The 25,680-nt window shown below is 74.1% G+C and carries 23 protein-coding genes, 1 pseudogene and 1 riboswitch; of the genes and pseudogenes, 10 read left to right on the top strand and 14 right to left on the bottom strand.

All coding sequences use genetic code 11. From position 1 onward, the window contains the following. Positions 1-40 precede the first annotated feature (40 nt). Positions 41-1,429 carry a GH1 family beta-glucosidase gene (locus ABFY03_RS30655; protein WP_346171328.1) on the bottom strand — a complete coding sequence of 463 codons (1,389 nt, stop codon included), beginning with the start codon at positions 1,427-1,429 and terminating at the stop codon, positions 41-43. A 310-nt stretch (positions 1,430-1,739) separates the two neighbouring features. On the opposite strand from ABFY03_RS30655, the gene ABFY03_RS30650 reads away from it, so the two are divergent. Both ABFY03_RS30650 and ABFY03_RS30645 read left to right on the top strand, forming a co-directional pair. Next, positions 1,740-2,720, top strand: coding sequence for an acetylxylan esterase (locus ABFY03_RS30650; RefSeq protein ID WP_346171327.1), 981 nt, complete (start codon positions 1,740-1,742; stop codon positions 2,718-2,720). Positions 2,721-2,934: 214 nt separating this feature from the next. Continuing rightward, positions 2,935-3,584 (top strand): annotated as a pseudogene (locus ABFY03_RS30645) (pectate lyase family protein); the annotation flags it as partial. Between the two features lie 84 nt (positions 3,585-3,668). On the opposite strand, the gene ABFY03_RS30640 reads toward ABFY03_RS30645, so the two are convergent. Both ABFY03_RS30640 and ABFY03_RS30635 read right to left on the bottom strand, forming a co-directional pair. Then, complete coding sequence (locus ABFY03_RS30640) at positions 3,669-4,934, bottom strand: phytase (RefSeq protein WP_319013644.1); 1,266 nt, start codon at positions 4,932-4,934, stop codon at positions 3,669-3,671. A gap of 540 nt (positions 4,935-5,474) precedes the next feature. Then, a complete protein-coding gene (locus tag ABFY03_RS30635) occupies positions 5,475-6,674 on the bottom strand; it encodes an MBL fold metallo-hydrolase (RefSeq protein ID WP_319013196.1) in 1,200 nt (399 codons plus the stop codon). 111 nt (positions 6,675-6,785) lie between these two features. On the opposite strand from ABFY03_RS30635, the gene ABFY03_RS30630 reads away from it, so the two are divergent. Both ABFY03_RS30630 and ABFY03_RS30625 read left to right on the top strand, forming a co-directional pair. Continuing rightward, positions 6,786-7,964: a Glu/Leu/Phe/Val dehydrogenase dimerization domain-containing protein gene (locus tag ABFY03_RS30630; RefSeq protein WP_346171326.1), complete on the top strand. Its 1,179-nt coding sequence runs from the start codon at positions 6,786-6,788 to the stop codon at positions 7,962-7,964. 60 nt (positions 7,965-8,024) lie between these two features. After that, the gene (locus ABFY03_RS30625) at positions 8,025-8,645 is read left to right on the top strand and encodes a TetR/AcrR family transcriptional regulator (protein WP_319013198.1); all 621 of its coding nucleotides are present in this window, start codon (positions 8,025-8,027) and stop codon (positions 8,643-8,645) included. On the opposite strand, the gene ABFY03_RS30620 is transcribed toward ABFY03_RS30625, so the two are convergent. From ABFY03_RS30620 to ABFY03_RS30610, 3 genes are all read right to left on the bottom strand, one after another. Beyond that, positions 8,630-9,439: an SIMPL domain-containing protein gene (locus tag ABFY03_RS30620; RefSeq protein WP_346171325.1), complete on the bottom strand. Its 810-nt coding sequence runs from the start codon at positions 9,437-9,439 to the stop codon at positions 8,630-8,632. The genes ABFY03_RS30625 and ABFY03_RS30620 overlap by 16 nt on opposite strands. Positions 9,440-9,570: 131 nt before the next feature. After that, entirely contained in the window at positions 9,571-10,593 is a 1,023-nt protein-coding gene (locus ABFY03_RS30615) for a DUF6745 domain-containing protein (protein WP_346171324.1), read from the bottom strand. A 37-nt stretch (positions 10,594-10,630) separates the two neighbouring features. Then, positions 10,631-10,957 carry a hypothetical protein gene (locus ABFY03_RS30610; RefSeq protein WP_319013201.1) on the bottom strand — a complete coding sequence of 109 codons (327 nt, stop codon included), beginning with the start codon at positions 10,955-10,957 and terminating at the stop codon, positions 10,631-10,633. Positions 10,958-11,141: 184 nt separating this feature from the next. Here ABFY03_RS30610 and ABFY03_RS30605 point away from each other — a divergent pair, with 184 nt between their 5' ends. The 5 genes from ABFY03_RS30605 to ABFY03_RS30585 are packed head-to-tail and all read left to right on the top strand — an operon-like array spanning position 11,142 to position 16,282. Next, on the top strand, positions 11,142-12,101 hold the full coding sequence (locus tag ABFY03_RS30605) for an STM4015 family protein (protein WP_346171323.1): 960 nt from the start codon (positions 11,142-11,144) through the stop codon (positions 12,099-12,101). Then, a complete protein-coding gene (locus ABFY03_RS30600) occupies positions 12,098-13,243 on the top strand; it encodes an STM4014 family protein (RefSeq protein WP_346171322.1) in 1,146 nt (381 codons plus the stop codon). Before ABFY03_RS30605 ends, ABFY03_RS30600 begins: the two co-directional genes overlap by 4 nt. A gap of 11 nt (positions 13,244-13,254) precedes the next feature. After that, on the top strand, positions 13,255-14,076 hold the full coding sequence (locus ABFY03_RS30595) for an STM4013/SEN3800 family hydrolase (protein WP_346172329.1): 822 nt from the start codon (positions 13,255-13,257) through the stop codon (positions 14,074-14,076). After that, positions 14,073-15,410 (top strand): STM4012 family radical SAM protein, encoded by a 1,338-nt coding sequence (locus ABFY03_RS30590; protein ID WP_346171321.1) that lies wholly within the window; start codon positions 14,073-14,075, stop codon positions 15,408-15,410. Before ABFY03_RS30595 ends, ABFY03_RS30590 begins: the two co-directional genes overlap by 4 nt. 8 nt (positions 15,411-15,418) lie before the next feature. After that, complete coding sequence (locus tag ABFY03_RS30585) at positions 15,419-16,282, top strand: STM4011 family radical SAM protein (protein ID WP_346171320.1); 864 nt, start codon at positions 15,419-15,421, stop codon at positions 16,280-16,282. On the opposite strand, the gene ABFY03_RS30580 is transcribed toward ABFY03_RS30585, so the two are convergent. Together ABFY03_RS30580 and ABFY03_RS30575 are read right to left on the bottom strand one after the other, a co-directional pair. Next, the gene (locus tag ABFY03_RS30580) at positions 16,269-17,072 is read right to left on the bottom strand and encodes an SGNH/GDSL hydrolase family protein (protein ID WP_319013206.1); all 804 of its coding nucleotides are present in this window, start codon (positions 17,070-17,072) and stop codon (positions 16,269-16,271) included. The two genes, ABFY03_RS30585 and ABFY03_RS30580, sit on opposite strands and share 14 nt — an antisense overlap. Positions 17,073-17,233: 161 nt before the next feature. After that, positions 17,234-18,211, bottom strand: a complete 978-nt coding sequence (locus ABFY03_RS30575) for a M23 family metallopeptidase (RefSeq protein WP_346171319.1) — start codon at positions 18,209-18,211, stop codon at positions 17,234-17,236. A 4-nt stretch (positions 18,212-18,215) separates the two neighbouring features. Continuing rightward, positions 18,216-18,379, bottom strand: a riboswitch (cyclic di-AMP (ydaO/yuaA leader). A gap of 388 nt (positions 18,380-18,767) precedes the next feature. Here ABFY03_RS30575 and ABFY03_RS30570 point away from each other — a divergent pair. Next, entirely contained in the window at positions 18,768-19,592 is an 825-nt protein-coding gene (locus ABFY03_RS30570; RefSeq protein WP_319013208.1) for a tyrosine-protein phosphatase, read from the top strand. 18 nt (positions 19,593-19,610) lie between these two features. On the opposite strand, the gene ABFY03_RS30565 is transcribed toward ABFY03_RS30570, so the two are convergent. From ABFY03_RS30565 to shc, 6 genes are all read right to left on the bottom strand, one after another. Further along, positions 19,611-19,775, bottom strand: a complete 165-nt coding sequence (locus ABFY03_RS30565; RefSeq protein WP_319013209.1) for a DUF6126 family protein — start codon at positions 19,773-19,775, stop codon at positions 19,611-19,613. 20 nt (positions 19,776-19,795) lie between these two features. After that, positions 19,796-20,425, bottom strand: a complete 630-nt coding sequence (locus ABFY03_RS30560) for a helix-turn-helix domain-containing protein (RefSeq protein WP_319013210.1) — start codon at positions 20,423-20,425, stop codon at positions 19,796-19,798. An 88-nt stretch (positions 20,426-20,513) separates the two neighbouring features. Then, positions 20,514-21,899, bottom strand: coding sequence for an aspartate aminotransferase family protein (locus ABFY03_RS30555; RefSeq protein ID WP_346171318.1), 1,386 nt, complete (start codon positions 21,897-21,899; stop codon positions 20,514-20,516). 10 nt (positions 21,900-21,909) lie between these two features. Further along, positions 21,910-22,926: an adenosyl-hopene transferase HpnH gene (gene hpnH, locus ABFY03_RS30550; protein WP_319013212.1), complete on the bottom strand. Its 1,017-nt coding sequence runs from the start codon at positions 22,924-22,926 to the stop codon at positions 21,910-21,912. A 7-nt stretch (positions 22,927-22,933) separates the two neighbouring features. Continuing rightward, positions 22,934-23,587 (bottom strand): phosphorylase family protein, encoded by a 654-nt coding sequence (locus ABFY03_RS30545; RefSeq protein ID WP_346171317.1) that lies wholly within the window; start codon positions 23,585-23,587, stop codon positions 22,934-22,936. Continuing rightward, positions 23,587-25,605 (bottom strand): squalene--hopene cyclase, encoded by a 2,019-nt coding sequence (shc, locus tag ABFY03_RS30540; protein WP_346171316.1) that lies wholly within the window; start codon positions 25,603-25,605, stop codon positions 23,587-23,589. Before shc ends, ABFY03_RS30545 begins: the two co-directional genes overlap by 1 nt. Positions 25,606-25,680: the final 75 nt, after the last annotated feature.

Below are 25,680 nucleotides of genomic sequence, written 5' to 3'. Positions count from 1 at the left end.
GCGGACGACCGGCGCCTTCTCGCCGTCGGAGGCGCGGGGGTCACTCGCCCCGGTGCTCACGGGCCGCGGAGGCCGCCTTGTACCAGTGGTAGGACGCCTTGGGGGTGCGCGTCCCGGTCGGGAAGTCGACGTGCACCAGGCCGAAGCGCCTGCTGTGACCGAACGCCCACTCGAAGTTGTCCAGAAGCGACCACGCGGTGTAGCCCCGCAGGTCGACGCCGTCCGCGATGGCCGCGGCGGCCGCCCGGAGGTGACTCTCCAGATAGGCGATCCGGTCGGCGTCGTGCACGATGCCGTCCGCGGCGGGGACGTCGTGCTCGGCGGAACCGTTCTCTGTGATGTGGATCGGCGGAAGGAGGGCACCGTAACGGTCGCGGAGGGAGACGAGGAGGTCCCTCAGGGCGTCGGGGACGACGGCCCAGCCCATAGCGGTGTGGCGGACACCCGGGTGGTCCACCCCTTCGAAACGGTTGTCCATCGCGGTGCGCCGGGCCGGATCGGGCTCGCGCCAGGGGGCCGCGCGCACGGTGGACGGCGTGTAGTAGTTGAGGCCGAGGAAGTCCATCGGGGCGGAGACGAGTGCGAGGTCGCCCTCTCGGCGGAAGTCCTGGCGCTCGATCAGCTCCCCGAAGGTGTCCGGCTCGCCGGGGGCGTAGCGTCCCGTCAGCAGCGGGTCGGTCCACATGAGGTTGCGCTGGGTCTCGGCGCGCAGGGCGGCCTCGGCGTCGGCGGGGTCCGGCGTGGCCGGGCGGACCCGGTCGAGGTTGAGCGAGATGCCCGCTTCCCGGACCCCGGCGGCGCGCAGGGCGCCCATGGCAAGGCCGTGGCCGACCAGGAGGTGGTGGGCCGCGGCGAGCGCGGGCGTCCCCTCGCGCGCTCCCGGAGCGTGCTCGCCGTTCGCGTATCCCAGGAAGGCGCTGCACCAGGGTTCGTTCAGGGTGATCCACCGGGCCACGCGGTCCCCGAGCCTCTCCGCGACCAGGGCCGTGTACTCCGCGAAGCGCTCGGCAGTGCCCCTGGACCGCCAGCCGCCCCGGTCCTCCAGGGGCTGGGGAAGGTCCCAGTGGTAGAGGGTGGCGACCGGCTTGATGCCGGCCTCCAGCAGGTCATCGACCAGGCGGGCGTAGAAGTCGAGTCCCCGGGCGTTCACCGGTCCCGAGCCCGACGGCTGGACGCGCGGCCAGGCGACGGAGAAGCGGTAGACGGACACCCCGAGGTCCGCGAGGAGGGCCACGTCCTCCCGGTGCCGGTGGTAGTGGTCGCAGGCCGTCTCGCCGCTGGTGCCGTCCGACACGGCGCCGGCGCGCCGGGAGAAGGTGTCCCAGATCGACGGCCCCCGTCCGTCGTCTCGCGTGCCGCCCTCGATCTGGTAGGCCGAGGTGGCGGCACCGAATTCGAAGCCGGGCGGGAAGACCGGGAAGTCGCTCACGGAACATGAATCCTCTCGTGCGGGGCCGGTGACAGGTGCGAGCTTGGGTGAATACGGCTGATCGGTCCAGGCGTGTATGGCCGGGCAGAAGGAGTTTTACTAAACCTCGGCTTAACCGGAAAGGCTTTACTGGACAACGTTATCGGGACGTGGGCAGAGTGACCTCCGCAACCGCTGTCGGGCCGCCGCGGAGAGGCGGACCGCGAGAGGGTGCGGAGCGCCCGACGCCGTTCCGCCCCTCCTGTCGTACGACGACGACCGCGCCCCGCTCCCCCGCGCGGTCACCCCGTTCCGAGGAGAAGCCCTTCCCATGCCGTACGCCGACCTGCCCCTCGACCACCCGGCCGCCCGGGACGAAGCCCCGGCCGAGCCGGACGGCTTCGACGCCTTCTGGTCCGAGACCCTGCGGACGGCCCGCGCGGCCGGCCGCGCTCCGGAGGTCCGCCCCGTCCGGGACTCCCCCCTGACCACGCTCGACACCTACGACGTACGGTTCTCCGGCTGGGGCGGGCACCCGGTCGCCGCCTGGCTCCTCCTCCCGTCGCAGGCCGAGGAGCCGCTGCCGACGGTGATCACGTACCTCGGATACAGCGGCGGACGGGGACTGGTGACCGACCACCTCCTGTACGCCTCCGCCGGCTACGCCCACCTCGTCGTCGACAGCCGGGGCCAGGGCCACGACACCCCCGACCCCCACCCGGACGCGGGTCCCCACTGGGTGCACGGCTACATGACCCGGGGGATCGAGGATCCCCACGCCCACTACTACCGCCGCCTCGTCACCGACTGCGTCCTCGCCGTAGACGCCGCGCGCTCCATCCCGCACGTGGACCCGGACCGGATCGTCGTCCAGGGAGCCAGCCAGGGCGGTGGCCTGGCCGTCGCCGTGGCCGGCCTGGCCGGCGACGGCATCGCCGGCGCCCTCCCCGACGTGCCGTTCCTGTGTCACGTCCGGCGCGGCGCCGAGACCGCGACCGAGGGCCCGTACACGGAGATCGTCGATTACCTGCGCCGTCACGCCCCGCACGCGGCCGAGCGGGCTTTCTCGACCCTCGCCCACTTCGACGGCGTGCACTTCGCGCGGCGCGCGACGGCCCCCGCCCTGTTCAGCGCCGGCCTGATGGACCCCGTCTGCCCGCCGTCCACCGTGCTGGCGGCCTACCAGAACTACGCGGGCGAGAAGGACATCAGGGAATGGCCCTTCGCCGATCACGCGGGCGGAAGGGGCGCGACGGCCGTCGAGCACCTGCGCTGGCTGCGCCTGCGGGGGCTGGCCCCCACGGAGCGTTGAGGATCCAACGGGGGCGGCACCGGCCCCGACCACGCCACCGCGACGTCCTCCGTCGCCTCGGCCCGGCACCGACGGCAGCCCGTAGCCGGCACGGCTCTCCCGCGCCCGCCGGCCGCCGGCTGGCCCCGCCGGGAAGGACAGCAGACCCGGCAACCTATCCGTCCCCGGCGGCGACAACGTCTCGACCACCCCCTCCACGGAACGGACAGTGCCCATGACGTCGAACCACCGCGCGGCCCGTCACCGCCGGCCCCGGAGGCCCTGGCCATCGCTCTGCCGGTGACACTGGCCGCCGCAGGAGTCCTGGCCTACGGGTCCGTGTTCGGCCTGGGACCGGGCGCGGACGGCAGGGCCGTCGCGGCCGAGGTGCCCGCAGGGGCGGCCGACGCCGCCGACGGCTTCGCCTCGGTCGACGCCCTCGGGCAGAACGGTACGTACGGCGGCCGGAACGGCAGCACCGTCACCGTCACGTCACTCGCCCAGCTGGAGAAGTACGCGACCGCCGCCGAGCCGTACATCATCGTCGTCGCCGACACGATCGAGATGTCCCCCGTAGGCAAGGAGATCGAGGTCGCTTCGGACAAGACGATCATCGGCTCCGGGACGCGGGGGCACATCGTCGGCGGCGGGTTCTTCCTGGGCCCGGGCGTCCACAACGTGATCATCCGGAACCTGACGATCCGTGACTCGTACCAAGGCGTGTGGAACGACAAGGAGCACGACTTCGACGCCATCCATATGGACGGCGCCCACCACGTCTGGGTCGACCACAACGGCCTGCGGCACACCGCCGACGGACTGATCGACGTCCGCAAGGACAGCACGTACGTCACGGTGTCCTGGAACAGGCTGGGCAACGCCAACTGTTCACGGGAACGCCGACGCGCGGGGCTCGTTCGGCCCGCGCGTCGGCATCAGCGGCGGTACACCACGGCCTGGCGGGGGCGGTCAGTCGTCGAGGACGTCCATGACCTCGGCGAGGTCGACGAACTTGAAGTTGGTCGCGTCGCGGTCGCCGTCGCCGGGGGCGTCGTGGCCGTCCTGGACGACGAGGAGGCCGTTGGGGTACTGGGAGCCGAGCGGGGCGTTCAGGACCGCGGCGCCGTCGCACTCCTCGGAGCCGTCGAGGGTCTCGTTCACGGCGGCCACCCGGAAGCCGCCCTCGTACTCGTTGGCGTCCTCCAGCTCGCGGTCGTAGGCGGCGAAGGTGTCGTCGCCCTGGCTGGAGGCGAGGACGTAGCCGTCACCGTCGGACTCCGTGAGAAGCGTCAGGCCCTCGACGTCGGCGGAGATCTTCGTGCCGCCGAAGCCGGGGTCGGCGCCCGGCGTGCATTCCTCGGTCTCCTCGTCGTAGACGCCGGGGACGCCGTACTCGCGGACCTTGTCGATCAGCTTCGGCGTGCCGGTGAGGTCGGCGCGCATGCGCCAGACGCCGACGTCCTCCTGACCGGCGTAGAGCATGCCGTTGGCCGGGTCGACAACCATGCCCTCGACCTGCGGCAGCTCACCGGGCTCGCCGCACGGGGACCACGAGGTGCCGTCGGGCAGCCGGAAGGAGGACGGCAGGTCCAGGGTGCGGACCTTGCGGTAGGTCACCTTGCCGTCCGCGGCCGGCAGCAGCTCCAGGAGGGCGATGCTGGTGCGCTCGCGGCGGCTGACCAGGGCGTAGGACTTCCCGGTCGCCCGGTCCGTCCAGGTCGCCAGGCCGTAGGCGGTCCGCTGGTCGTTGATCTCGGCCTGGTCCTGGGAGAACACCGGCGGCGCGGCCGGGTCGGTGACATCGCTCAGCGGGCCGCCGACGCGGTCGCGGTCGATGCGGTAGAAGCGCAGCCGGTCGTGGCCGCGGTCGCTGGTGACGGCCAGATCCGCCTTCCCCGAGGAGAGCCGGAGCCCATGGACGAGGTCCACGTTGTTGAAGCGGGCCGGGGCGTCGTCCTCACCCGCGGCGGGCGGTGCGGCTATGGACTGCACCAGTCGCGCGTCCAGGTCGTAGACGCGCAGGCCGCCCTCCTTGGCGGTGGCGACGACGAGGCTGCGGCCGGGCGCAGCGGCGTTGCGCCAGATGGCCGGGTCGTCCGCGTCGGCGTTGCCGCCCTCATCGTCGTCGTGGAGCACCGGCGTCTCCGCACGGGGGGTCACGGCGGGCAGGGTGTCGGCGTCCAGGCGGTGCCGGGCCTCGGCGGGCGCGGCCAGTGCCACGGCCGCGAGAGCCATGGTCACGGCCAGCGCGGCCGATCGGACGACGGCGGAGCGGGTCACGCAAGTCTCCTCTGCAAGAGGGTGGTTGGACCTGCGAGAGCCTGAACCCGGAGAGTGTCCGCACGGCGGCCGCCGTGCGACGGGTAACACCGGGTCACGGTGTACGTACGGTGAACGAACCCGTGCCGTCCCGCCGCACACGCGCGTGACCCGCGCCGTGCGGTGTGGGTATGGGCGTCGGTCAGATCCTGACGACCGTACCCGTCGCCCTTCCCCTGGCCGCCGCTACCGCGGCCCGTCCCGACGGGAGGACCGCGTCACGGCCCCACGCACGCGTCTCTCACGCGTACCGTCCCCGCCCCTCGTGGGAACGTTGGAGGGATCCAGGTCTTCATCGCTCCCCCGGGATCACGCCGCCTCCGCCCCCACGCCCCAGGGCGACCGAACGCTACCGCCGGGACGGACCGTCCAGAGCGCGCACCACACGATCACGCTCCTCGCCGGAGAGACGAGCCAGCAGGGCCACGACCCTGCCCAGCTCGTCCTCACCCGACCTCACCGATCACCCGCCAGGTCGAGATCCCGCTCGGACGCCTCGACGGGAATCTGCGCCTGCTTCGGCCGGCGCCACGGACGAGCGATCGGCTGGGACACCCCGCGCCACCACGCATCCGCAGGCAGCTTCCCCGCCGGCTCGAACGGCTCACCGGGACGAGGGAACGCCACCGCCTGCCCGGCCTCCTCCGCCGCGTCCTTCGTCCACTCGCCCGGCTCCGCCCAGGCGTGCGGGGCCAGGTTGAAGGTGGCCCAGTGGATCGGGAGCAGGACGCCGCCGGGGCTGCCGCCCTGGAGGTCGAGGTGGGCCCGGAGGCCCTCGGCCGGGGTCATGTGGATGTCGGGCCAGAACTCGGAGTAGGCGCCGATCTGGATCATCGTCACGTCGAAGGGGCCGTGGGCCGCGCCGATGTCCCGGAAGCCCTGGAAGTAGCCGGTGTCGCCGCTGTGGAAGACGCGGTGGCGCGGGCCGCGGACGGACCAGGAGGCCCAGAGGGTGTGCTGGCGGTTGCGGATCGCGCGGCCGCAGAAGTGGCGGGCCGGGGTGGCGGTGAGGGTGACGTCGCCGACCTCGGTGGACTCGTGCCAGTCCAGCTCGCGCAGGCGGGAGGCGGGGACGCCCCAGTGCTCCAGGTGGGCGCCGACGCCGAGCGGGACGGCGAAGAGGGTGTCCGTGCCGGCCAGCGCCTTGATCGTCGGCAGGTCGAGGTGGTCGTAGTGGTCGTGGGAGATCACGACGACGTCGACCGGGCCGAGCGCGGCCAGCGGCGCGGGGGCCGGGTGGAGCCGGCGGGGGCCGACGAAGGAGAAGGGCGAGCAGCGCTCTCCCCAGACCGGGTCGAAGAGGATCCGTACGCCGTCGATCTCGGCGAGCACGCTGGAGTGGCCCAGCCAGGTGATCCGCAGGCCGGTGGCGGCGGGGCGGGCGAGGTCGGCCACGGTCGTCGGGTGGACCGGGATCACCCCGGCCGGGGCCCGGCGGGCGCGCGCCTCCTTCTCGAAGTAGATCTTCATCAGGTCCGTGGTGGAACCGGACGGGCCGCGGCGGGCCTCCTCGGGGTTCTGGAAGACGCCGTCGGCGAAGTGCGGCGAGCGGCGGATGCGGGCGAGCCGCTCCCCCGTGGGCTCGGCGCCGAAGGACTCGGGCCGCAGGGCGCGCAGCCGGGCCCACAGCGGACGGTCGGAGCCGGAAGCGGTCACAGGTCCTCCTGGTCGGTGGGGGTCGTTCCATTATGGGCGGCCGGGCCGGGGACGGGCAGGCCCTCTCCGTCATACTGAACCGGCGTTCAGCAACCCGCCCCGAGGAGTCCCATGACCGCCGCCCCGCTGATCTCCCTCACCTGGACCGACCACGTCACCGGCCGCCGCGGCCACCTGGTCGTCGACCGGCTGGTCAGGGGCGTGGCCAGCGGCGGGCTGCGGATGCGGGAGGGGTGCACCGCCGAGGAGGTCGCCGGGCTGGCCCGGGGGATGACGATGAAGGAGGCGCTGCACTACGACCCGTCCGCGCGGTACGTGCCGCTGGGCGGCGCCAAGGGCGGCATCGACTGCGATCCGCGCTCCCCCGAGGCGTACGGGGTGCTGGTCCGCTACCTGCGGGCGATGCGGCCGTACGTGGAGCGGTTCTGGACCACCGGGGAGGACCTGGGGCTCGGCCAGGAGACGGTGGACCGCGCGATGGCCGAGGCCGGGCTCGACTCCTCGGTGCAGGCCGTCTTCCCGCTCCTGGAGGACGAGGCCGCGGCCCGGAAGCGGCTCGCGGACGCCTTCGCCGTCGAGGTCGACGGCATCGGACTGGACGCGCTGGTCGGGGGGCTCGGGGTGGCCGAGTCGGTGCTGGTCGCGCTGGACCGGGCCGGGCGGCCGCATGCCGGCACCCGGGTCTCCCTGCAGGGCCTCGGCACCATGGGCGCGGCGACCGCCCGGTTCCTCGCCCGGGCCGGGCTGACGGTCGTCGCGGTCGCCGACGTGCGCGGCACGGTGGTGAACCCCGGCGGGCTCGACGTGGAGGCGCTGATCGCGGCCCGCGACGGGCACGGCACCGTGGACCGGGCGGCGCTGCGCCCCGGCGACCGGGAGGAGCCCGGGGACGCGTGGCTCGCGGTCGACGCGGAGGTGCTGGTGCCGGCCGCCGTCTCGTACGCGATCGACGCCGCGAACCAGGGGCGGATCCGGGCCCGCTGGATCGCCGAGGCGGCGAACATGCCGGTGCTCCCGGACGCCGAGGCCGCCCTGGCCGCGCGCGGGGTCACGGTGCTGCCGGACGTGGTGGTCAACTCCTGCACCAACGCCTGGTGGTGGTGGACGCTCTTCGGCGACGTCGAGGCCGACGCGGACCAGGCGTTCGCGCGGGTGCGGAGCGCGATGCGGGCGCTGACGGGCGCGGTGCTCGACCGGGCCGAGGCCGACGGCGTCCTCCCCCGCACGGCGGCGCACGCCCTGGTGGCGGAGCGGCTGCCGGTGATCGCGGAGCGGTACGGCTGGTACTGACCGGTCCCCGGCGCCTCGCGTCGATCATGACTCCGACATGTGCTGTGTAGGCTTCCCGGCGTGGCGAGAGTGCGGTTGAGCGTGGCCGAACGGCGCGAGGAGCTGCTGCGGGCCGCCGTCGAGCAGATCGAGGCCCGGGGCGCCGCCGCCGTCCGGATCGCCGACGTGGCCGCCGCCCTCGGCGTCAGCAACGCGCTGGTGCTCTACCACTTCTCCACCAAGGAACAGCTGGTCGCCGCGGCCTTCGCACACGCGGCGGAGGGCGACCTCGGCCGGCTGCGGCGGGTCCTCGGCCGCCGCACGACGGCGGAGCGGCGGCTGCGCGCCGCCGTCCGCTGGTACGCCCCGACCGGGCAGGCCAAGGGGTGGCGGCTGTGGATCGAGGCGTGGGCGGCCGGGCTGCGCGACCCGGAGCTGCGCCGGGTCGCGGTCACCCTCGACCGGGAGTGGAAGGCGGCGCTGACCTCGGTCATCGAGGAGGGCGTCGCGGCCGGCGAGTTCGCCTGCGCCGATCCGGCCGGTGCCGCCTGGCGGCTGACCGCCTACCTGGACGGCCTCGCCGTCCAGACGACGGTCTACGCGGGCGGCCTCTCCCGGTCGGCGATGCTCCGGTGGGCGGACGAGGCGCTCGCCCGCGAACTGGGCCTCCCGGCGCCGCCGGGGTCTCAGAGCAGTTCGTAGACCGCGGAGACGGTGACCTGCTCCTGGATCTCGCCGGGGGCGAGCGGCACGCTCGGCTCGTCGGCCGGCATGGACGGCAGCGCGCCGTGGCCGGGCCGCAGCGAGTCGCCCTCGCTGAGCGAGACCAGCCGGCCGAGGCGGTGGCCGCTCAGCCGGGCGTGCTGGGACGCCTTCTCGTACGCGTCCTTGTAGGCGGCCTCGCGGGCCTTGGCGCGCAGCTCCTTCGGGTCGGCCACGTCGAAGACGACGCCGTTCACCCGGCCGGCGTCCCCGGTGGCGCCGTTGACGGCCCCGATGACCTGGCCGGTCCGGTCGATCTCGCGGACCTTCACGGAGAAGGTCTGGCTCGCCTGATAGCCGGTCACCTTGGACTCGCCGCCGGTCGTCTGGGCGTAGACGGGGGTGAGGGCGAGGCTGTCGGTGCGGATGTCCCGGTCCTCGATGCCCTCCTTGCGGAGGACCGCGAGCAGCGCCTCGGCGGCGGCGGTCTGCGCGGCCATAGCCTCCTTCGCCGTCGCCTTGGTGACCTCCACGCCCACGGAGAGGAGGGCCAGGTCGGGGGCGGCGGACGCGCTGCCGCTGCCCGTGACGGTGACCGTCGCCGGGGTCTCGGCCCGGGCGGCGGCGCGCGGTGCGGACCGCTCGGGCGCGGCGGCCAGGGCGGGCGCGGCCGCGCCCAGGAGGAGCCCGCCGAGGACGGCGCCGGCGGCGAGCAGCCGGGCGGCGCGGGCTCGGCGGTCCGGGAAGGCGGTCACGGGGCGGCCTGGGAGGGCGGTCACGGGGCGGTGCGGCACGGGCGGTCCCTTCGACGGGTGGGTGCCGGGGGGCTCCGGCGGGCACATCCCAGCACCCGGTGCCGCCGCCTCCCGGGCGCCACTCCTGACCGGCGCCGCCCTTCACCTCTCCGTACCAGCGGACGGCCGGTTCAGGTCTGGACGAGCGGCTCGTACACCTCCGCCCCGAGGCCGAAGGTCCAGGCGACGCCCTCGCGGGCGGTCCTGGTGGTGGGCGGCACCCGGAGCCAGTAGGTGCGGTGGGTGCCGTCCGGTTCGGGCGTCGAGTTGACCACCTCCACCATGACGACGTCCTCGTCGTCGGCCAGCTCGATCCGCCAGAGCGCGCCCGTCTCGTCGTGCCCCTCGGGGCGGGCCCCGGAGTCGGCCAGGTAGCGCTCGTATCCGTAGAACTCCAGCATCACGCGGCGGAGTTCGGCGTTCTCCTCGGCGCGGATCCGCTCCGGGTCGAGGTCCGCGAGCCCGGCGAGGAAGCCGGGCGTGACCGGCATGCCGCGCCAGGCGTGGAGGGCGAAGCCGTCCCGGTGGGCGAGGGCGGGGCCGTCGCCGCGGTCGAGCCGGCCGGCCTCGTCCCGGTGCAGCTCGACCGGGCGCTCGCAGACGACGGCGACCTTCTCGTACGGCCACCACCAGCCGGCCTGCGCGGCGACGGCGGCGAGGCCGGCGAGCCGGGTCCCGTGGCCGTCGAAGGCGGCGAGCCAGGCGGCGTCGTGCTGGCCGAGCACCGCGTCGTACAGCAGCTCGCGGCCGGCGCGCTCGGTGAGCGCGCCGGGCTCCTCCCGGTCCCCGAGCACGTCCAGGACCCCGGCTCTGACCCGCTCCGCGAGCGCCCGCGTCGGTTCCCAGAGCCGGGCGCCGGTGGCCTGCCAGTGCGCCGTCCAGCCGGCCGGGCCGAGCGCGTCGTGGAGCCGGCGCCGCTCTTCCGCCCAGGGCAGGGTCCGCACCTCCTCGCGCACCGGGCGCCCGCGGTCCGCGAGGCCCGCGACCAGCTCGACCCCGGCGAGCGGCGAGTCCGCCCAGACCACCCGCTCCGGCGCGGGCAGCCCGGCGGCGGCGTAGGCCAGCCGGATGCCGTCCTCGACGGCGGTCCGGTCGGCGGGCCCGGTGGCGGCCGCGACCGCCCGCCACTTCTCGTACACGTCACCGTCGTTCATCGTTCCGTCCCCCACGTCGCCTTCCGTTCCCTCGTCCTCAGTCCGCCACGATCCGGTACGCGCCGGGCACGTACTCCCGCTGCCGCACCACCCGGTACCAGCCCTTCGGGAGCACGATCGGCGCGTGCTCCTCGTGCACCAGCCTCCCGCCCTCGGGCAGTTCGAGCAGGAACGGGCCGTACGGCCCCGGCTCCCGCACCAGCCGGCCGGGTCCCGGTATCGCGTGGGCGTGTCCGGTGACCTCGCCGAAGGCGAGCACGAGCCGCCCCCGGCCGTCCCTCGGCTCGCCCCGCACGCCCTTGGCCCGGGCGGGCACGGCCCGCTCGTCGACGGGCACGATCAGCACGTCCCCCTGCCGGTACATGGCTCTCCCCTCTCCCGTCCGGAACCCGCTGCCCGAACACGAGAACGACGCTAGAGGCCGCCACTGACAACGCGTCGGGTCCGGGCCCCGCCGCCCCCGGCTGTCGGTGCGGCTTGGTACAACTCTTGGCGTCAGTCCGTACGCCCGTAGTCCGTACACCCGTCCGTCGTCTGGAGCCACCGTCATGACCATTGGGGCCTACCTGGAGGAGTTCCACGGCCTCCCCGTCCTCGACTTCGCGGACGCCGCCTCGGCCGACGCCCTCCCCGACGCGGCGGCCGTGGCGTGGCGGGTCTCCGGCGCGACGTACCGCGACGGCGACGACCCGGAGTGGGGCGGGCTCTTCGAGGACTTCCTGAAGACCGTCGACACCCACCGGGTCCGCGCGATCGTGGTCGGCGGCTGGGAGGACGCCTACGACACGTCCTCGGCCGCCATCGTCACCGCGCTCATCGCCGCGAACGACCGGCTGACCGGTCTGGAGGCGGTCTTCCTCGGCGACATGACCGTCGAGGACTGCGAGATCTCGTGGATCGTCCAGTCCGACGTGACCCCGCTGCTCGCCGCCTACCCGGCGCTGCGGGAGCTCGGGGTGCGCGGCGGCAGCGGGCTCGCCTTCCCGTCGGTGCGCCACGCCGGCCTGGAGACCCTGGTCGTGGAGACCGGCGGGCTCGGCGCCGAGGTGGTGCGGGGCATCGCCGGCAGCGACCTGCCCGCCCTGGAGCGCCTCGAACTGTGGCTCGGCACCGACGAGTACGGCGGCGACTCCTCCCCCGCCGACCTGGCGCCGCTCCTCTCCGGCGAGGCGTTCCCGGCCCTGCGCAGCCTGGGGCTGTGCAACAGCGTCATCGAGGACCAGGTGGCCGCGGCCGTGGCGAGCGCCCCGGTCGTCGCCCGCCTCGACCGGCTCGACCTCAGCATGGGCGTGCTCACCGACGAGGGCGCGGCCGCGCTCCTCGACGGCCAGCCGCTGACCCATCTGCGGGAGCTGGACCTGGCGCACCACTACCTCTCCGAGGCGATGCGGGAGCGGCTGACGGCCGCGCTCGCCCCGCACGGGGTGCGGGTCGTCCTGGACGACCCGCAGGAGCCGGAGGACGACGGCGACGGGGACGTCTGGCGCTACGTCGCCGTCGCCGAATGACCGCCGGTCCGCGCCTCGTCGTCGTCGGCGACCCGGCGGGGCGGCGCGTCGCGTTCTTCCAGGACGCGCTGCGCGCCGCCGGGCTGCCCGGGGCGCGGACCGTCGGCTGGCTCGACGTGCTGCGCGGCCGGGCCCGCTTCGCGGCGGGCGAGACCGTGCGCGTCGACTCGCCCGGGGAGGTGCCCGAGGTGGACCGGCTGCTGCGCGACACCGACGACCCGGCCCGGGTCGAGGGCGGCCGGCTCTGGTACGAGCGGTTCACCGCCGCCGTCGCCGGTCTCGCGACCGAGGCCCGGCGGGCCGGCGCGGTGCTGGTGGACGATCCGGCGGAGACGGCGGTCCTCTTCGACAAGCGGCTCACCCACGGCCGGCTCGCCGCCGCCGGGGTGCCGGTGCCGGCCTCGCCGACCTCGGGTCCCGGCGGGGCGCCGGTGCGCGGCTGGGACGACCTGGTCGCGCTGATGGCCGCCGCCGGGCTGCGCCGGGTCTTCGTGAAGCCGGCCCACGGCTCCTCGGCCTCCGGGGTCCTCGCCCTGGAGACGGCCGGCGGCGACCGGGTGCAGGCGACCACCTCGGTCGAGCGGGACGGCTCCGGTCGGCTCTTCAACTCCCTGCGGGTGCGGCGCTACACGGGGGCGCGGGAGGTCGGCGCCCTGGTCGACGCGCTCGCCCCGGACGGGCTGCACGTGGAGCGCTGGCTGCCGAAGGCGATGCAGGGCGACCGGGCCGCCGACCTGCGGGTGGTGGTGACCGGCGGCCGGGCCACCCACGCGGTGGTCCGCACCAGCCGCACCCCGCTGACCAATCTGCACCTCGGCGGCGCCCGCGGCGACCTGCCCGCCGTCCGGGCGGCGATCGCCGCCGCCGGCGGGCGCTGGGAGGACGCCCTCGCCGTCTGCGAGCGGGCGGCGGCGGCCTTCCCCGGCACCCGGTGCGTCGGGGTGGACCTGCTGCCGGGCGCCGGCTGGCGCCGCTTCGCGGTCGGCGAGGTCAACGCCTTCGGGGACCTCCTGCCCGGCCTCACCGGCCTCCCCGGCAGCGGGGCGGAGGGCCTGGACACGTACGGTGCCCAGGTCGCCGACCTGCTGCGCGCCGCCGGGACACCGACATCCAGCACCACAGGAACGAGCACCGCCCCGTGAACCAGCCCGACATGAACGAGGTCGTCGGCAGCCACGACCTGCTCCTGGTCACCCTCGACACCCTCCGGTACGACGTGGCCGCGGAGCTGGCCGCCGCCGGCCGCATCCCGAACCTCGCGCGCCACCTCCCAGACGGCCGCTGGGAGCGGCGGCACGCCCCCGGCAGCTTCACCTACGCCTCCCACCAGGCGATCTTCGCCGGTTTCCTGCCGACCCCGGCCGCGCCGGGCCCGCACCCGCGGCTCTTCGCGGCCCGGTTCGCGGGCAGCGAGACCACCGCGGACGGCACCTTCGTGTACGACTCCCCCGACCTGGTGTCCGCGCTCGCCGCCGAGGGCTACCGGACGGTGTGCGTGGGCGGCGTCGGGTTCTTCAACAAGCGGCCGCCGCTCGGATCGGTGCTGCCCGGTCTGTTCCAGGAGAGCCACTGGGAGCCGTCGTTCGGGGTGGCGTCGCCGACCTCGTTCGAGGAGCAGGTGACCAGGGCGGAGGAAGTGGTGGCCGCGCTCCCGGCGGACCGACGGCTCTTCCTCTTCGTGAACGTGGCGGCGCTGCACCAGCCCAACTGGTTCCACACGCCGGGCGCGAGCCGCGAGGCCGGCGACACCCGCGCCACCCACGCGGCGGCGCTGGAGTACGTGGACCGGCACGTCGGGCGGCTGTTCGCGGCGATGTCCTCCCGCCGCCGCTGCTTCGCGATCGTCTGCTCGGACCACGGCACGGCCTACGGCGACGACGGGTTCACGGGTCACCGGCTCGGCCACGAGGTGGTGTGGACGGTGCCGTACGCGCAGTTCACGCTGGCCGGTCCCCGGGAAGGAGCCGCCGCGTGACCGGCGCCCCGCACCCGCGTCCGTACCGCTCGTACGTGTACGCCTACCCGCACAAGACGGCGTACCGGCCGCTGCCCGAGCGGCCGGAGCTGGCCGCGCTGTGGGCGGACGAGCCGAAGGACGCCCTCTCGCTCTACGCGCACATACCCTTCTGCGAGGTCCGCTGCGGCTTCTGCAACCTCTTCACCCGGATCGGCGCCCCGGACGAGCTGACGACCCGCTATCTCGACGCCCTCGACCGGCAGGCCGTGGCGGTCCGGGAGGCGCTGGGCGACGCGGCGCCGGTGCGGTTCGCGACGGCGGCGTTCGGCGGCGGCACCCCCACCTTCCTGACCGCCGCCGAACTGGAGCGGCTCTGCGACATCGCCGAGCACCGCATGGGGGCGGACCTGCGGGCGGTGCCGCTCTCCGTGGAGACCTCGCCGGCCACCGCCACCGCCGACCGGCTCGCGGTCCTCGCCGCGCGCGGCGCGACCCGGCTCAGCATCGGCGTGCAGAGCTTCGTGGACGCCGAGGCGCGGGCGGCGGTCCGGCCGCAGCGCCGCGCGGACGTGGAGGCGGCGCTCGGCCGGATCCGGGACGCCGGGGTGCCGGTGCTCAACATCGACCTCATCTACGGGATCGACGGGCAGACCGACGAGTCCTGGCGGTACTCGCTGGACGCGGCGCTCGCCTGGCGGCCCGAGGAGCTGTACCTGTACCCGCTGTACGTGCGGCCGCTGACCGGGCTGGGCCGCACGGCCCCCGCCGAGTCGGACCGGGAGTGGGACGAGCGGCGGCTCCGGCTCTACCGGCGGGGCCGCGACCACCTCCTGGCGCACGGCTACGAGCAGGTGTCGATGCGGATGTTCCGGCGGGCGGACGCGGGCCCGGCCGGGCCGGACGACTACGCCTGCCAGACGGACGGCATGATCGGCCTGGGCTGCGGCGCCCGTTCGTACACCGCGGCGCTGCACTACTCCTTCGACTACGCGGTGGACATGCGGGAGATCCGCTCGATCATCGACGCCTACACGGAGACCGCCGACTTCTCGCGGGCCGAGGTGGGCCGGTGGGTGGACGCGGGCGAGGCGCGCCGCCGCCACCTCCTCCAGTCGCTGCTCCAGGCAGAGGGGATGGAGCTCGCCGGGTACGAGAAGCGGTTCGGCTCGGGGGCGTACGAGGACTTCGGTCCGGAGCTGGAGCGGTTCGCCGGGTACGGCTGGCTGGACGGGTCGGCGCCGGACGGGCTGCTGCGGCTTTCGCCGGAGGGCCTCGCGCACTCGGACGGGCTCGGTCCCGAGCTGTTCTCCCCCGCCGTACGGGCCGCGATGGCCGCGTACGAGCCGAAGTAGGGGCGGGCGTGGACCTGACGCTGCTGTACCGGGGGCCGCTCGCCTCCTGCGACTACGACTGCCCGTACTGCCCGTTCGCCAAGCGGCGGGACAGCCCGGAGACGCTGCGGGCGGACCGGGCGGCGCTGGAGCGGTTCACCGGCTGGGCGGCCGGGCAGGCCGGGGACCGGCTGCGGATCCTCTTCACCCCGTGGGGGGAGGGGCTGGTCCGCTCCTGGTACCGGCGGGCGATGGTCGAGCTGTCGCGGCTGCCGCACGTGGAGCGGGTGGCCATCCAGACCAATCTGAGCTGCCGGACCTCGTGGCTCGACGAGGCCGACCTCGGCACGCTGGCCCTGTGGTGCACGTACCACCCGGGTCAGACCCCGTACGACCGCTTCCTCGGCAAGGCGCTCGACCTGGCGGCCCGCGGCGTCCGGTTCAGCGTGGGCGTCGTCGGCCTGCCCGAGCACCACGGGGAGGCGCTGCGGCTGCGGGCGGCGCTGCCGGACCACGTCTACCTGTGGGTGAACGCCGCCGAGGGGCACACGTACACCGACGCGGAGGCGGCGGCGTGGACGGGGGTCGACCCGCTCTTCCCGTACAGCAGGCATCCGCACCGCTCGGCGGGGCTGCCCTGCCGGACCGGCGCGTCGGTGGTGTCGGTGGACGGCGCCGGGACGGTGCGGCGCTGCCACTTCGTCCCGGCGGAGCTGGGCAATCTGTACGACGGCTCGTACCGGGCCGCGCTGCGGCCGCGCGCCTGCCCGCTCGCCGTCTGCGACTGCCACATCGGCTACGTCCACCTGGAGACGCTGCCGCTGTACGACGTGTTCGCCGGCGGGGTCCTGGAGCGGATCCCCGCCGGCCGCCCCTGGACTACAGGGGCATGAGGTCGGGGCGCTTCGCCTCGACGTGGTCGCCGGAGCTCTCGCCGCGCAGCCGCCGGCCGATCCACGGCACCAGGTACTCGCGCGCCCACAGGATGTCGTCCCGGCGGACCTCCAGCGGGCCGCGGGCGGGCAGCGGCGGCCACTCCTGGTCGGGGTCGGCGGGCACCGGCAGGCCGAGGACCTGGGCGGCGCGCAGCGCGACCCGGGTGTGCCCCTCGGGCGAGAGGTGCAGCCGGTCGTCGTCCCAGGCGCGCCGGTCCTGGACCGACCTCAGCGACCACAGGTCGAGGACCGGGCAGTCGTAGCGGTCGGCGATGGCCCGGACGTGGGCGGTGTACGTGGCGATCTTGCCGCGCAGGTGCTTGAGCACGGGCACGTCGCGGGTGTCGAAGCCGGTGGTGACCATCACGGTGCCGACGGCGGAGGTGAGGTCGCGCACGGCCCGCTCGAAGCGCTCGGCGACGTCGTCGGGGTCGGTGCCGGGGCGGATGATGTCGTTGCCGCCGGCGCAGAAGGTCACCAGGTCGGGGGCGAGCTCCTTCGCCCGGGGGACCTGCTCCTCCACGATCTGGTCGAGGAGGCGCCCGCGGACGGCCAGATTGGCGTAGCGGAAGTCCTCGTGGTCCGGCAGCTGGTCGGCGAGGAGCACCGCGAAGCGGTCCGCCCAGCCGACGTAGGTCCCGTCGGGGCCGGGGTCGCCGACGCCCTCCGTGAAGCTGTCACCGATCGCCGCGTACGACCCGAACGAACCGAACGCCTGCTTGTCTGTTTCTCTCGAATCGTCTGCCACGGCAGGACATCCTTCCGTTTCGGATGTGACCTACGCGACCGTAAGGAGGGGTTGACGGCGGGTGATATATGCCACCGCTAAAGAAATGGCCAAAGCCGGAATAGGGCGAAGGCCCGGCACCAGGGGTGCCGGGCCTTCGTGCGGCCGTTCGGCCGGACGGGTCAGAGGGAGACGCCGTGCTGGCGCAGGTAGGCCAGCGGGTCGATGTCCGAGCCGTAGCTCGGCGAGGTGCGGATCTCGAAGTGCAGGTGCGGGCCGGTGGAGTTGCCCGTGGAGCCGGAGAGGCCGATCTGCTGGCCGCCGCTGACCGACTGGCCGGCGGAGACGGAGAGGGAGGAGAGGTGGGCGTACTGCGAGTAGTTGCCGTCGGCGTGCTGGATGACGACCTCGTTGCCGTACGCGCCGCTCCAGCCGGCGGAGACGACCGTGCCGGCGCCGACGGCGCGGACGGTGGTGCCGGAGGAGGCGATGAAGTCGGCGCCGGTGTGGTAGCCGGAGGACCACATGGAGCCGGAGGCGCGGTACGGGGTGGAGATGCCGCCGGAGACGGGGGCGACCCAGCCCGAGGACGCGGCCGGCTGGGCGGCGGCGGCCGGGGCGGCGGCGCGCTCGGTGGAGCGCGAGGCGCGGGTCTGCTCGGTGGCCTTCGCCTCGGCCTTCGGGGCCGCCTTGACCGCGGCCTTCGGGGCGGCCTTGCGCTCGGCCTTCGGGGCGGCCTTGACCGCGGCCTTCGGGGCGGCGGCCTTGGCGGGGTTCTTGGCGCCGAGGGTGAGCTTCATGCCCGGGAGGATGAGCGAGGGGTTCTCGCCGACGACCTGGCGGTTGTCCGCGTAGAGCTTCTGCCAGCCGCCGGCGACGTCGTGCTCGGCGGCGATCTTGGACAGGTAGTCGCCGGCGACGACGGAGTACGTCTTCGGGGCGGCGGCCTTCGCGGCCGGGGCGGCGGCGGGGGCCTGGACGTGGGCGGCGGCGCTCACGACGGTGCCGGAGACGGCGGCCGGGGCGGCCTGCTCGGCGGCGTGGGCTCCGGTGGCGCCGATGAACGGCAGGGCGACGACGGCGCCACCGGTGCCGGCGGCGACCAGGCCACGGGTGATGAGGGTGGACTTCTGGCGGCGGTGCTTACCCTTCGCGGGCATGGCGAATTCCTCTCCGGCGCCTGCGAGGTGAGCTGTCGGGTTCGGACTGGAGATGCCCGGCCGCGCTTCTCACGCGGCTTCACCCCGAGCCGTCCTGCGTCGCGGGACCGGCGTACTTCCTTGGGTCCCCCGCTCCTGCCGTGCGATGGGATGGGGTCGAATTCCGGACGGTGGCAGGATTCGGCGGTCCGACCGGATTGACGGCGACGCTAGACGAGCGGGGTCGGCGCGAACAAGCCGCGGAATTCACCGGGCATTCCGGGGCGATCTTCGGGCCCGGAATTCCGGTCACCCTCCGTCGATGACGGCCCCTCGATTCCCTTTTCGAGGACGGGAATTGGACCGGGCGGTCGGCCACGATCCGTCACTTCTATGACGCTGCTCACGCACTGAATGCCATCTCCCCCTCAACCAGGGCGCGTTACCCCAACCATCGCAATACGGACAGATCACCCATTACCGTCCAGGGGGGTGCGCCGCACCCCCGCTCCCGGCGATGATTGCAGGGGGAACCGATCCGTCCCGGCCCCGCGAACGCCTACCCCCTGGAGCATCCGTGACGCAGCAGCTGCCGCAGGTCCAGTCGCCCCTCGAACCCGGCGAGCCCGAGCTCGCGGAGGTCCGCAACTTCCGGGACGTGGGCGGCCTGCCGACGACGGACGGACGCACCGTCCGCCCCGGCGCCCTGTTCCGCAGCGGCCACCTCGCCGACGCCACCGAGTCCGACGCGGCCTTCCTGGCCGGCCTCGGCCTGCACACCGTCTTCGACTTCCGCAACGCCGCCGACGCCAAGGTGGAGGGGCCCGACGTCGAGCTCCCGGGCGTGCGGAACGTGAACATACCGCTGAGCGACCCGGCCGACGGCAAGGAGTTCTGGCGGATGGTCCGGGAGGGCGACCTCGACACGCTGCGCGGCCTGCTGGGCGACGGCAAGGCGGCGGAGCGGATGCGGAGCTCGTACCGCCGGATGATCGTGGAGCGGACCGCCGAGCACAGCCGGGTGCTGCACGCCCTCGCCGAGGACTCGGTCCCGGCCCTGATGCACTGCGCGGCCGGCAAGGACCGCGCCGGGCTCTCGATCGCGATCACCCTGCTCGCGCTGGGCGTGGAGCGCGCGGCCATCGAGGCCGACTACGTGAAGTCCGACGCCCCGCACCGCCGCTACAAGGTGCGCCGCAGCTCCACCGCCCGGGACGCGATGGCGCCCGAGGTGATGGAGCTGCTGAGCCCGCTCTTCGACGCGCGGGTGGAATACCTGCGGGCCGCCTTCGAGACGATCGACGCGACCTGGGGTTCCGTGGACGTCTACCTCGCGGAGGGCCTGAAGCTGGCGCCCGAGACCCGCGAGCGGCTGCGGGAGCGGTTCCTCACGGAGGCGTGAGGAACCGCCCGGGACCGGCTACTGGTTCTGCCCGCCGAGCATGAAGAGCAGGTAGAGGAAGCCGGCGAAGAGGTGACCGGCGATCAGGTACGCGAAGAGGCGGAGCACCAGCCCCTTGGGGAACTTGCCCTCCCCGCGCTCCTCGCCGGTGACCGGGGCGGAATGCACTGACTTGTCGGACATGTCGGTCAACCCTTCGGGGCTCAGACGGGATGCGGGGCGCCGCCGCCCAGGCACAGCTCGGCGGCGGGGCTCTGCAGCAGGGTGTGGACGAAGAGCACCTCGGCGCCGGCGCGGCCGGCCGCGCCGATCCGGTGCGGGGTGAGCGAGTCGAAGTGCGCGCTGTCCCCGGGATCGAGCAGGTGCACGGTCTCGCCGAGCGCGAGCCGGACCTGCCCGTCGAGGACGTGCAGCCACTCCTCGCCGGGGTGCACGCGCACGATGTCGGCGCGGGTGGCGTACGGCACGTGGACGCGCAGGCACTGCATCGCCCGGCCGGCGCCGCCGGCCTGCCGGTAGACCCAGCCGTCGGCCTCGACCGGCTCCGAGCGGCCGGCCCGGATCACCGGGTCGCGCTCGGGCGGGGTCTCCCCCAGCAGCTCGGCGACCGTCGTACCGTAGATACGGGCGAGGGCCAGCAGCATCGGCAGCGAGGGTTGCCGGTTCCCGGTCTCGAGCCGCGAGAGGTGGGCCGGGGAGAGTCCGGCCCGCTGGGCGGCGGCCTCCAGGGTGAGCCCCCGGCGCCGGCGCAGGGCCCGCAGCTGCGGGGCGACGTCGGGCACCAGATCGGGGGCGGCGGTTTCCGGGGCGGGGCCCCGGGGGACGTGGTCCATGCGTCCATTCCGCCAGGAACGTGCCTCTGAGGCAAGTTTCTTGCCTCAGAGGCAAAAGGCGACAGGGTCAGCTCCCGGGAGCGACCGCTCAGCGCTGCGCGACCGCCTGCTTGACCAGCGTCTTCCCGAAGTCCCAGAGCAGCCCCCCGCCACCGTGGGCGTCCTCCATGACCGCCGTGAAGGCGGTGACGAAGCGGTCCACGTCCGCCTCGTCGATCACCAGCGGCGGGATCAGCTTGATCACCTCCAGATGGTCGCCGGAGACCTGGGTGAGGATCCGGTGCCGCTGGAGCAGCGGCACCACCACCATCTGCGCGAAGAGCCCCTTCCGGGCCGTCTGGAGCATCGCCCACCGGCCGCGCAGCCCCAGCGAGCTCGGCCGGCCGAACTCGATCCCGATCATCAGACCCCGGCCGCGCACCGCGTGCAGCAGCTCGTACCGGGGCACCAGCTCCTCCAGGCGGCTCTTCAGCAGCCCGCCGACCCGCCGCACGTGCGCGACCGTCCCCTCGGACTCCATCACCGAGAGCACCGCGAGCCCGGCCGCCATCGCCTGGGCGTTGGAGCCGAAGCTGGCCGAGTGGACCAGGACCCGGTCCATGGACGAGTAGACCTTCTTGAAGATCCAGTCCCTGCCCAGCGTGGCGCCGACCGGCACGTACCCGCCGGAGAGCGCCTTCGCCACGCAGACCAGGTCCGGCTCGACCCCGTCCTCGTGCTGGTACGCGTAGAAGTCCCCGGTCCGGCCCAGGCCGGTCTGCACCTCGTCGGCGATCAGCAGCGCCCCGTGCCGGCGCAGCAGCTCCTGGGCGGCGGCGAGGAAGCCCGGCGGGGCCTCCTGGACGCCCTTGCCCTGGATCGGCTCGACCACGAAGGCGGCCACGTCGCCCCCGCGGAGCTCGCGCTCCAGGGCGTCGAGGTCGCCGAGCGCGATCGGGGTGTCCGGGAGCAGCGGGTCGAAGCCCGCCCGGAAGCCCTGTTCGCCGTTGACCGAGAGGGCGCCGGTGGTGAGCCCGTGGAAGGCGTGCTCGCAGTAGACGATCCTGGGCCGGCCGGTGGCGTACCGGGCGAACTTCAGGGCGGTCTCGACGGCCTCGGTGCCGCTGTTGCCGAAGAAGACCCGGTCGAGGTGGGGGCTGTGGGCGAGCAGCCGCTCGGCGAGCAGTCCGGGCAGCGGCGGGCAGTCGAAGCGGGTGAGGTCGGGGAGGTCCGCGTCGAGGACGTCGTGCAGGGCCTTGCGGACGACGGGGTGGTGCCGGCCGAGGCCCATGACGCCGAAGCCGGCGAGCATGTCGAGGTGGTCGTTGCCCTCGGCGTCCCAGAAGTGGGCGCCGGCGGCCCGCTCGTAGACCTTGTCGAAGCCGATGGTGTGCAGCATCCGCGGCAGCTGCGGGTTGAGGTACCGGGCGTGCAGCCCGTACCGCTCGCCGCCGCGTTCGGCGAGCAGTGCCCGCAGGTCGAACCCGTCGGTCATGGCCCGCCCCTCAGCTCCCCTGGACGGTCTCGCGGACCGCCCGCAGCGACTCCTTGAGCGAGCCCATGGTGGCGAGCACGGCGGTCGGTTCGTAGCCGCAGTGCGCCATGCAGTTGGCGCAGCGCGGGTCCTTGCCGCGGCCGTACTTGTCCCAGTCGGTCTCCTCGACCAGCTCGCGGTAGGTGGGGACGTAGCCGTCGCTCATCAGATAGCAGGGGCGCTGCCACCCGAAGAGGGAGTAGTTGGGGATCGCCCAGGCGGTGCAGGGGAAGTCGGCCTTTCCTTCGAGGAAGTCGAGGAAGAGCGGCGAGTGGTTGAGCCGCCAGCGGCGCCGGTTGCCGCCGGCGAAGGCTTTCCGGAACAGTTCCCGGGTCTGCTCGACGCCGAGGAAGTGTTCCTGGTCGGGCGCCTTCTCGTAGGCGTAGGCGGGCGAGATCATCATTTCGTCGACCTGGAGGTCGTCGTTGAGGAAATTCAGCACCTCGATGACGGTCTGCGGGGTGTCGGTGTTGAAGAAGGTCGAATTGGTGGTGACCCGGAATCCGCGCCGCTTGGCTTCCTTGATCGCCGCCACGGCCTCGTCGAACACGCCTTCCTTCGCCACTGATTCGTCGTGGCGTTCACGCAGTCCGTCGATGTGGACGGCGAAGGCGAAGTAGGGGGACGGGGTGAAATCGGCGAGCTTCTTGCGCAGCAGCATCGCGTTGGTGCAGAGGAAGACGTATTTCCGACGGGCGACCAGCTGGCGCACGATCTCGTGGATCTGGGGGTGCATCAGGGGTTCGCCGCCTGCGATGGAGACCATCGGGGCGCCGGACTCCAGGACGGCGCCGACCGCCTGGGCGACCGGCATGCGCTGCTTGAGGACGCCGGCCGGGTGCTGGATCTTGCCGCAGCCCTCGCACTTGAGGTTGCAGGCGTAGAGCGGCTCCAGCTCGACGATGAGGGGGAACTTGTCCCTCTTGCGGAGCTTCTGTTCGAAGAGATAGGTCCCGACCCGGACGGACTGACGGAGCGGCATGGCCATGACCGGCTCACCTCCTGGGGAGCAGCAGAGAACGGTGCCATTCGAAGAAAGCGGGAAGGACGGCACGGAGGACGCGGAAGGCCGATATTCCCCCGCGTACCGTGCCGATCCGGACCAGTTCGTGCTCGGGGGCGTCCACGACCACCCGTACGGCGGCAACGGGGCGGGGTCCGGCGGCCCGTGCGGTACGCAGGGTGGCGGCGGACTCCATGTCGACGGCGATCGCCCCGCCGGCGGCCAGCGCGGCCCGCTCGGGGCCCCGCACCACGTGGTCGGAGCCGGTGAGCGGGCCGGTGTGCACGGTCCGTCGGGGCAGCGCCCGGGTGAGGGCCCGCACGAGGAGGTCGGTGCCGTCGCAGACGGTGGCGCCGCCGGGGCCGCGGGTCTCCTCGGCGACGACCAGGTCGCCGGGGTGCATCCCGGGGGCGAGCCCGGCGCAGAAGCCGGAGGCGATGACGGCGGCCCCGTCCCAGCCGGAGCGGCCGAGGGCCTGGGACACCCCGCGGGCGGCGTGGGCGGGGCCCATGCCGGTGCGGACCACCCGGACCGGGCCGGGCGCCCCGTCCCGGCCGCCGCGCAGGGCGAACCGCTCGATGCCCAGCGCGCAGGCGACGAGCAGCGGCGGCACGCCGGTGCCCGGTTCCCCGGGCGGGCGGTCCATCACCCTTCCCGGTGGAGCGTGGGCTCGCCGTACAGGTACCGGCCGAGCGCGGTGAGCGGGAAGACCTGCCGGTAGAGGTGGTAGTTGATGGAGAAGTCCCAGGGGAAGCCGGTGCCGGTGAAGTACGGCTCGTCCCAGGAGCCGTCCTCCCGCTGCGTCTCCGTCAGCCAGGCGACGCCCCGGCGGACGGTCTCCGACTCGCGCTCGCCGGCGGCCAGCAGGGCGATGAGGGCCCAGGCGGTCTGCGAGGCGGTGGAGGTGCCGCGGCCGATCCAGGACCGGTCGTCGTACGAGCGCAGGTCCTCGCCCCAGCCGCCGTCCTGGTTCTGGACGGAGGCGAGCCAGGCGACGGCCCGGCGGACCGCCGGGTGGGAGGCGGGGATCCCGGCGGCGGCGAGGGCGGGGAGCACCGAGCCGGTGCCGTAGACGTAGTTGACGCCCCAGCGGCCGAACCAGGCGCCGTTGGGGTCCTGTTCGGCGAGCAGCCAGTCGATGCCCCGGCGGGTGCGGGGGTCGTCGGTCCGGCCCTCGTGGGCCAGCATCTCCACCACGTGGGCGGTGACGTCGGCGGAGGGCGGGTCGATGACCTCGCCGAAGTCGCAGAAGGGCAGCTTGTTCGGCAGGACGCCGGTGTTGTCGGCGTCGAAGGCGGCCCAGGCGCCGTTGCCGGACTGCATCCCGGCGGTCCAGCGCGCGGCCCGGTCGACGGCGGCGTTCACCCGGGCGGGGTCGGGGTGGCGGACCCGGCGCAGGGCGAGGATCACCTCGGCGGTGTCGTCGATGTCGGGGTAGTTGTCGTTGTGGAACTCGAACGCCCAGCCGCCGGGTGGCAGTCCGGGCCGGCGCACGGCCCAGTCGCCGGCCTTGGTGATCTCCTCGCCGAGCATCCAGTCCGCGGCCTTGACGAGGGCCGGGTGGTCGGCGGGCAGGCCGGCGTCGGCGAGGGCGATGGTGGCGAGGCAGGTGTCCCAGACGGGCGACTGGCAGGCCTCGATCATGCGGACCGGGCCCTCGGGCTCCTCGCGCCAGACGGCGAACCGGTCCAGGGACTCCAGGCCGGCCCGCATGACCGGGTGTTCCAGGTCGTAGCCGAGCAGATGGAGGGCGATGACCGAGTAGACGGCCGGCGGCTGGATGCCGCCCCAGCAGCCGTCGTTCTCCTGCCGTTCGACGATCCAGCGGGAGGCGGCGTTCATGGCCGCCCTGCGCAGCCCGCGGAGGGCGAAGCGGTGGTAGACGTGCAGGGCCTTGTCGAGGCGCTGGAAGAGGCCGTCCCAGCCGGTGAGCGGGGCGAGCGGGCGCGGCGGCGCAGGCCGGTTCGGGTCGGTGTGCAGCTCGTCGAGGGGGAAGGGCGCGGGGCGGACCGGGCGGTGCGCGGAGACGATGGTGAGCGGCACGATGGTCTGCCGGGCCCAGCAGCCGAAGTCGTAGATGTTCAGCGGGAACCAGGACGGCAGGAAGATCAGCTCGGGCGGCAGCTCGGGCAGGTCCTCCCAGCGCCACCAGCCGAAGAGGGCCAGCCAGATGCGGGTGAAGACGCGGGCGCCGGCGATGCCGCCGCGGGCCCGGACCCAGGAGGCGGCGCGGGCCATGTGCGCGGCCTCGGGCCGGTCCCCGGCGAGCCGGAGGGCGACGTACGCCTCGACGGTGGCGGACAGGTCGCCGGGGCCGCCGTGGAACGTGGGCCAGGTGCCGTCCTCGTACTGCCGGCTCCGGATGTGGCGGGCGGCCGCGGCGAGGGTGTCCGGGTCGAGGATGCCGAGGAACCGGCGGAGCAGGAGGTCCTCGGCGTCCATGGTGACGTTGGTCTCCAGGTCGCCCTTCCACCAGCCCTCGGGGTCCTGGCGGGCGAGGAGGTGGTCGGTGGCCATGCGGGCCGCGAGGGCGGCGGCCTCCTCCAGGAGCCCCGGGGCGGCGGCGGGGCCGTCCGCGGGGGTGGTGCGGTGTCGTGGTGTCGTGCGGGCCGCGGGCGCGAGGGGACCGAGGGCCCCGGCGTTTCCGTCGGTCGTCGCTGTCATGGCTTCCCCTTCGTGGCAGTCGGTTTCCTCTGCTCCTGCGGGTCTGCCGTCGGCCGGCGCCGGGTGGCACCGGCC

This window comes from Streptomyces roseofulvus (assembly GCF_039534915.1).
In the GTDB taxonomy this organism is placed as follows: Bacteria; Actinomycetota; Actinomycetes; order Streptomycetales; family Streptomycetaceae; genus Streptomyces; species Streptomyces roseofulvus.
The sequence above is the reverse complement of the archived record's forward strand: the minus strand, read 5'-3'. Positions and strand labels throughout refer to the sequence as shown.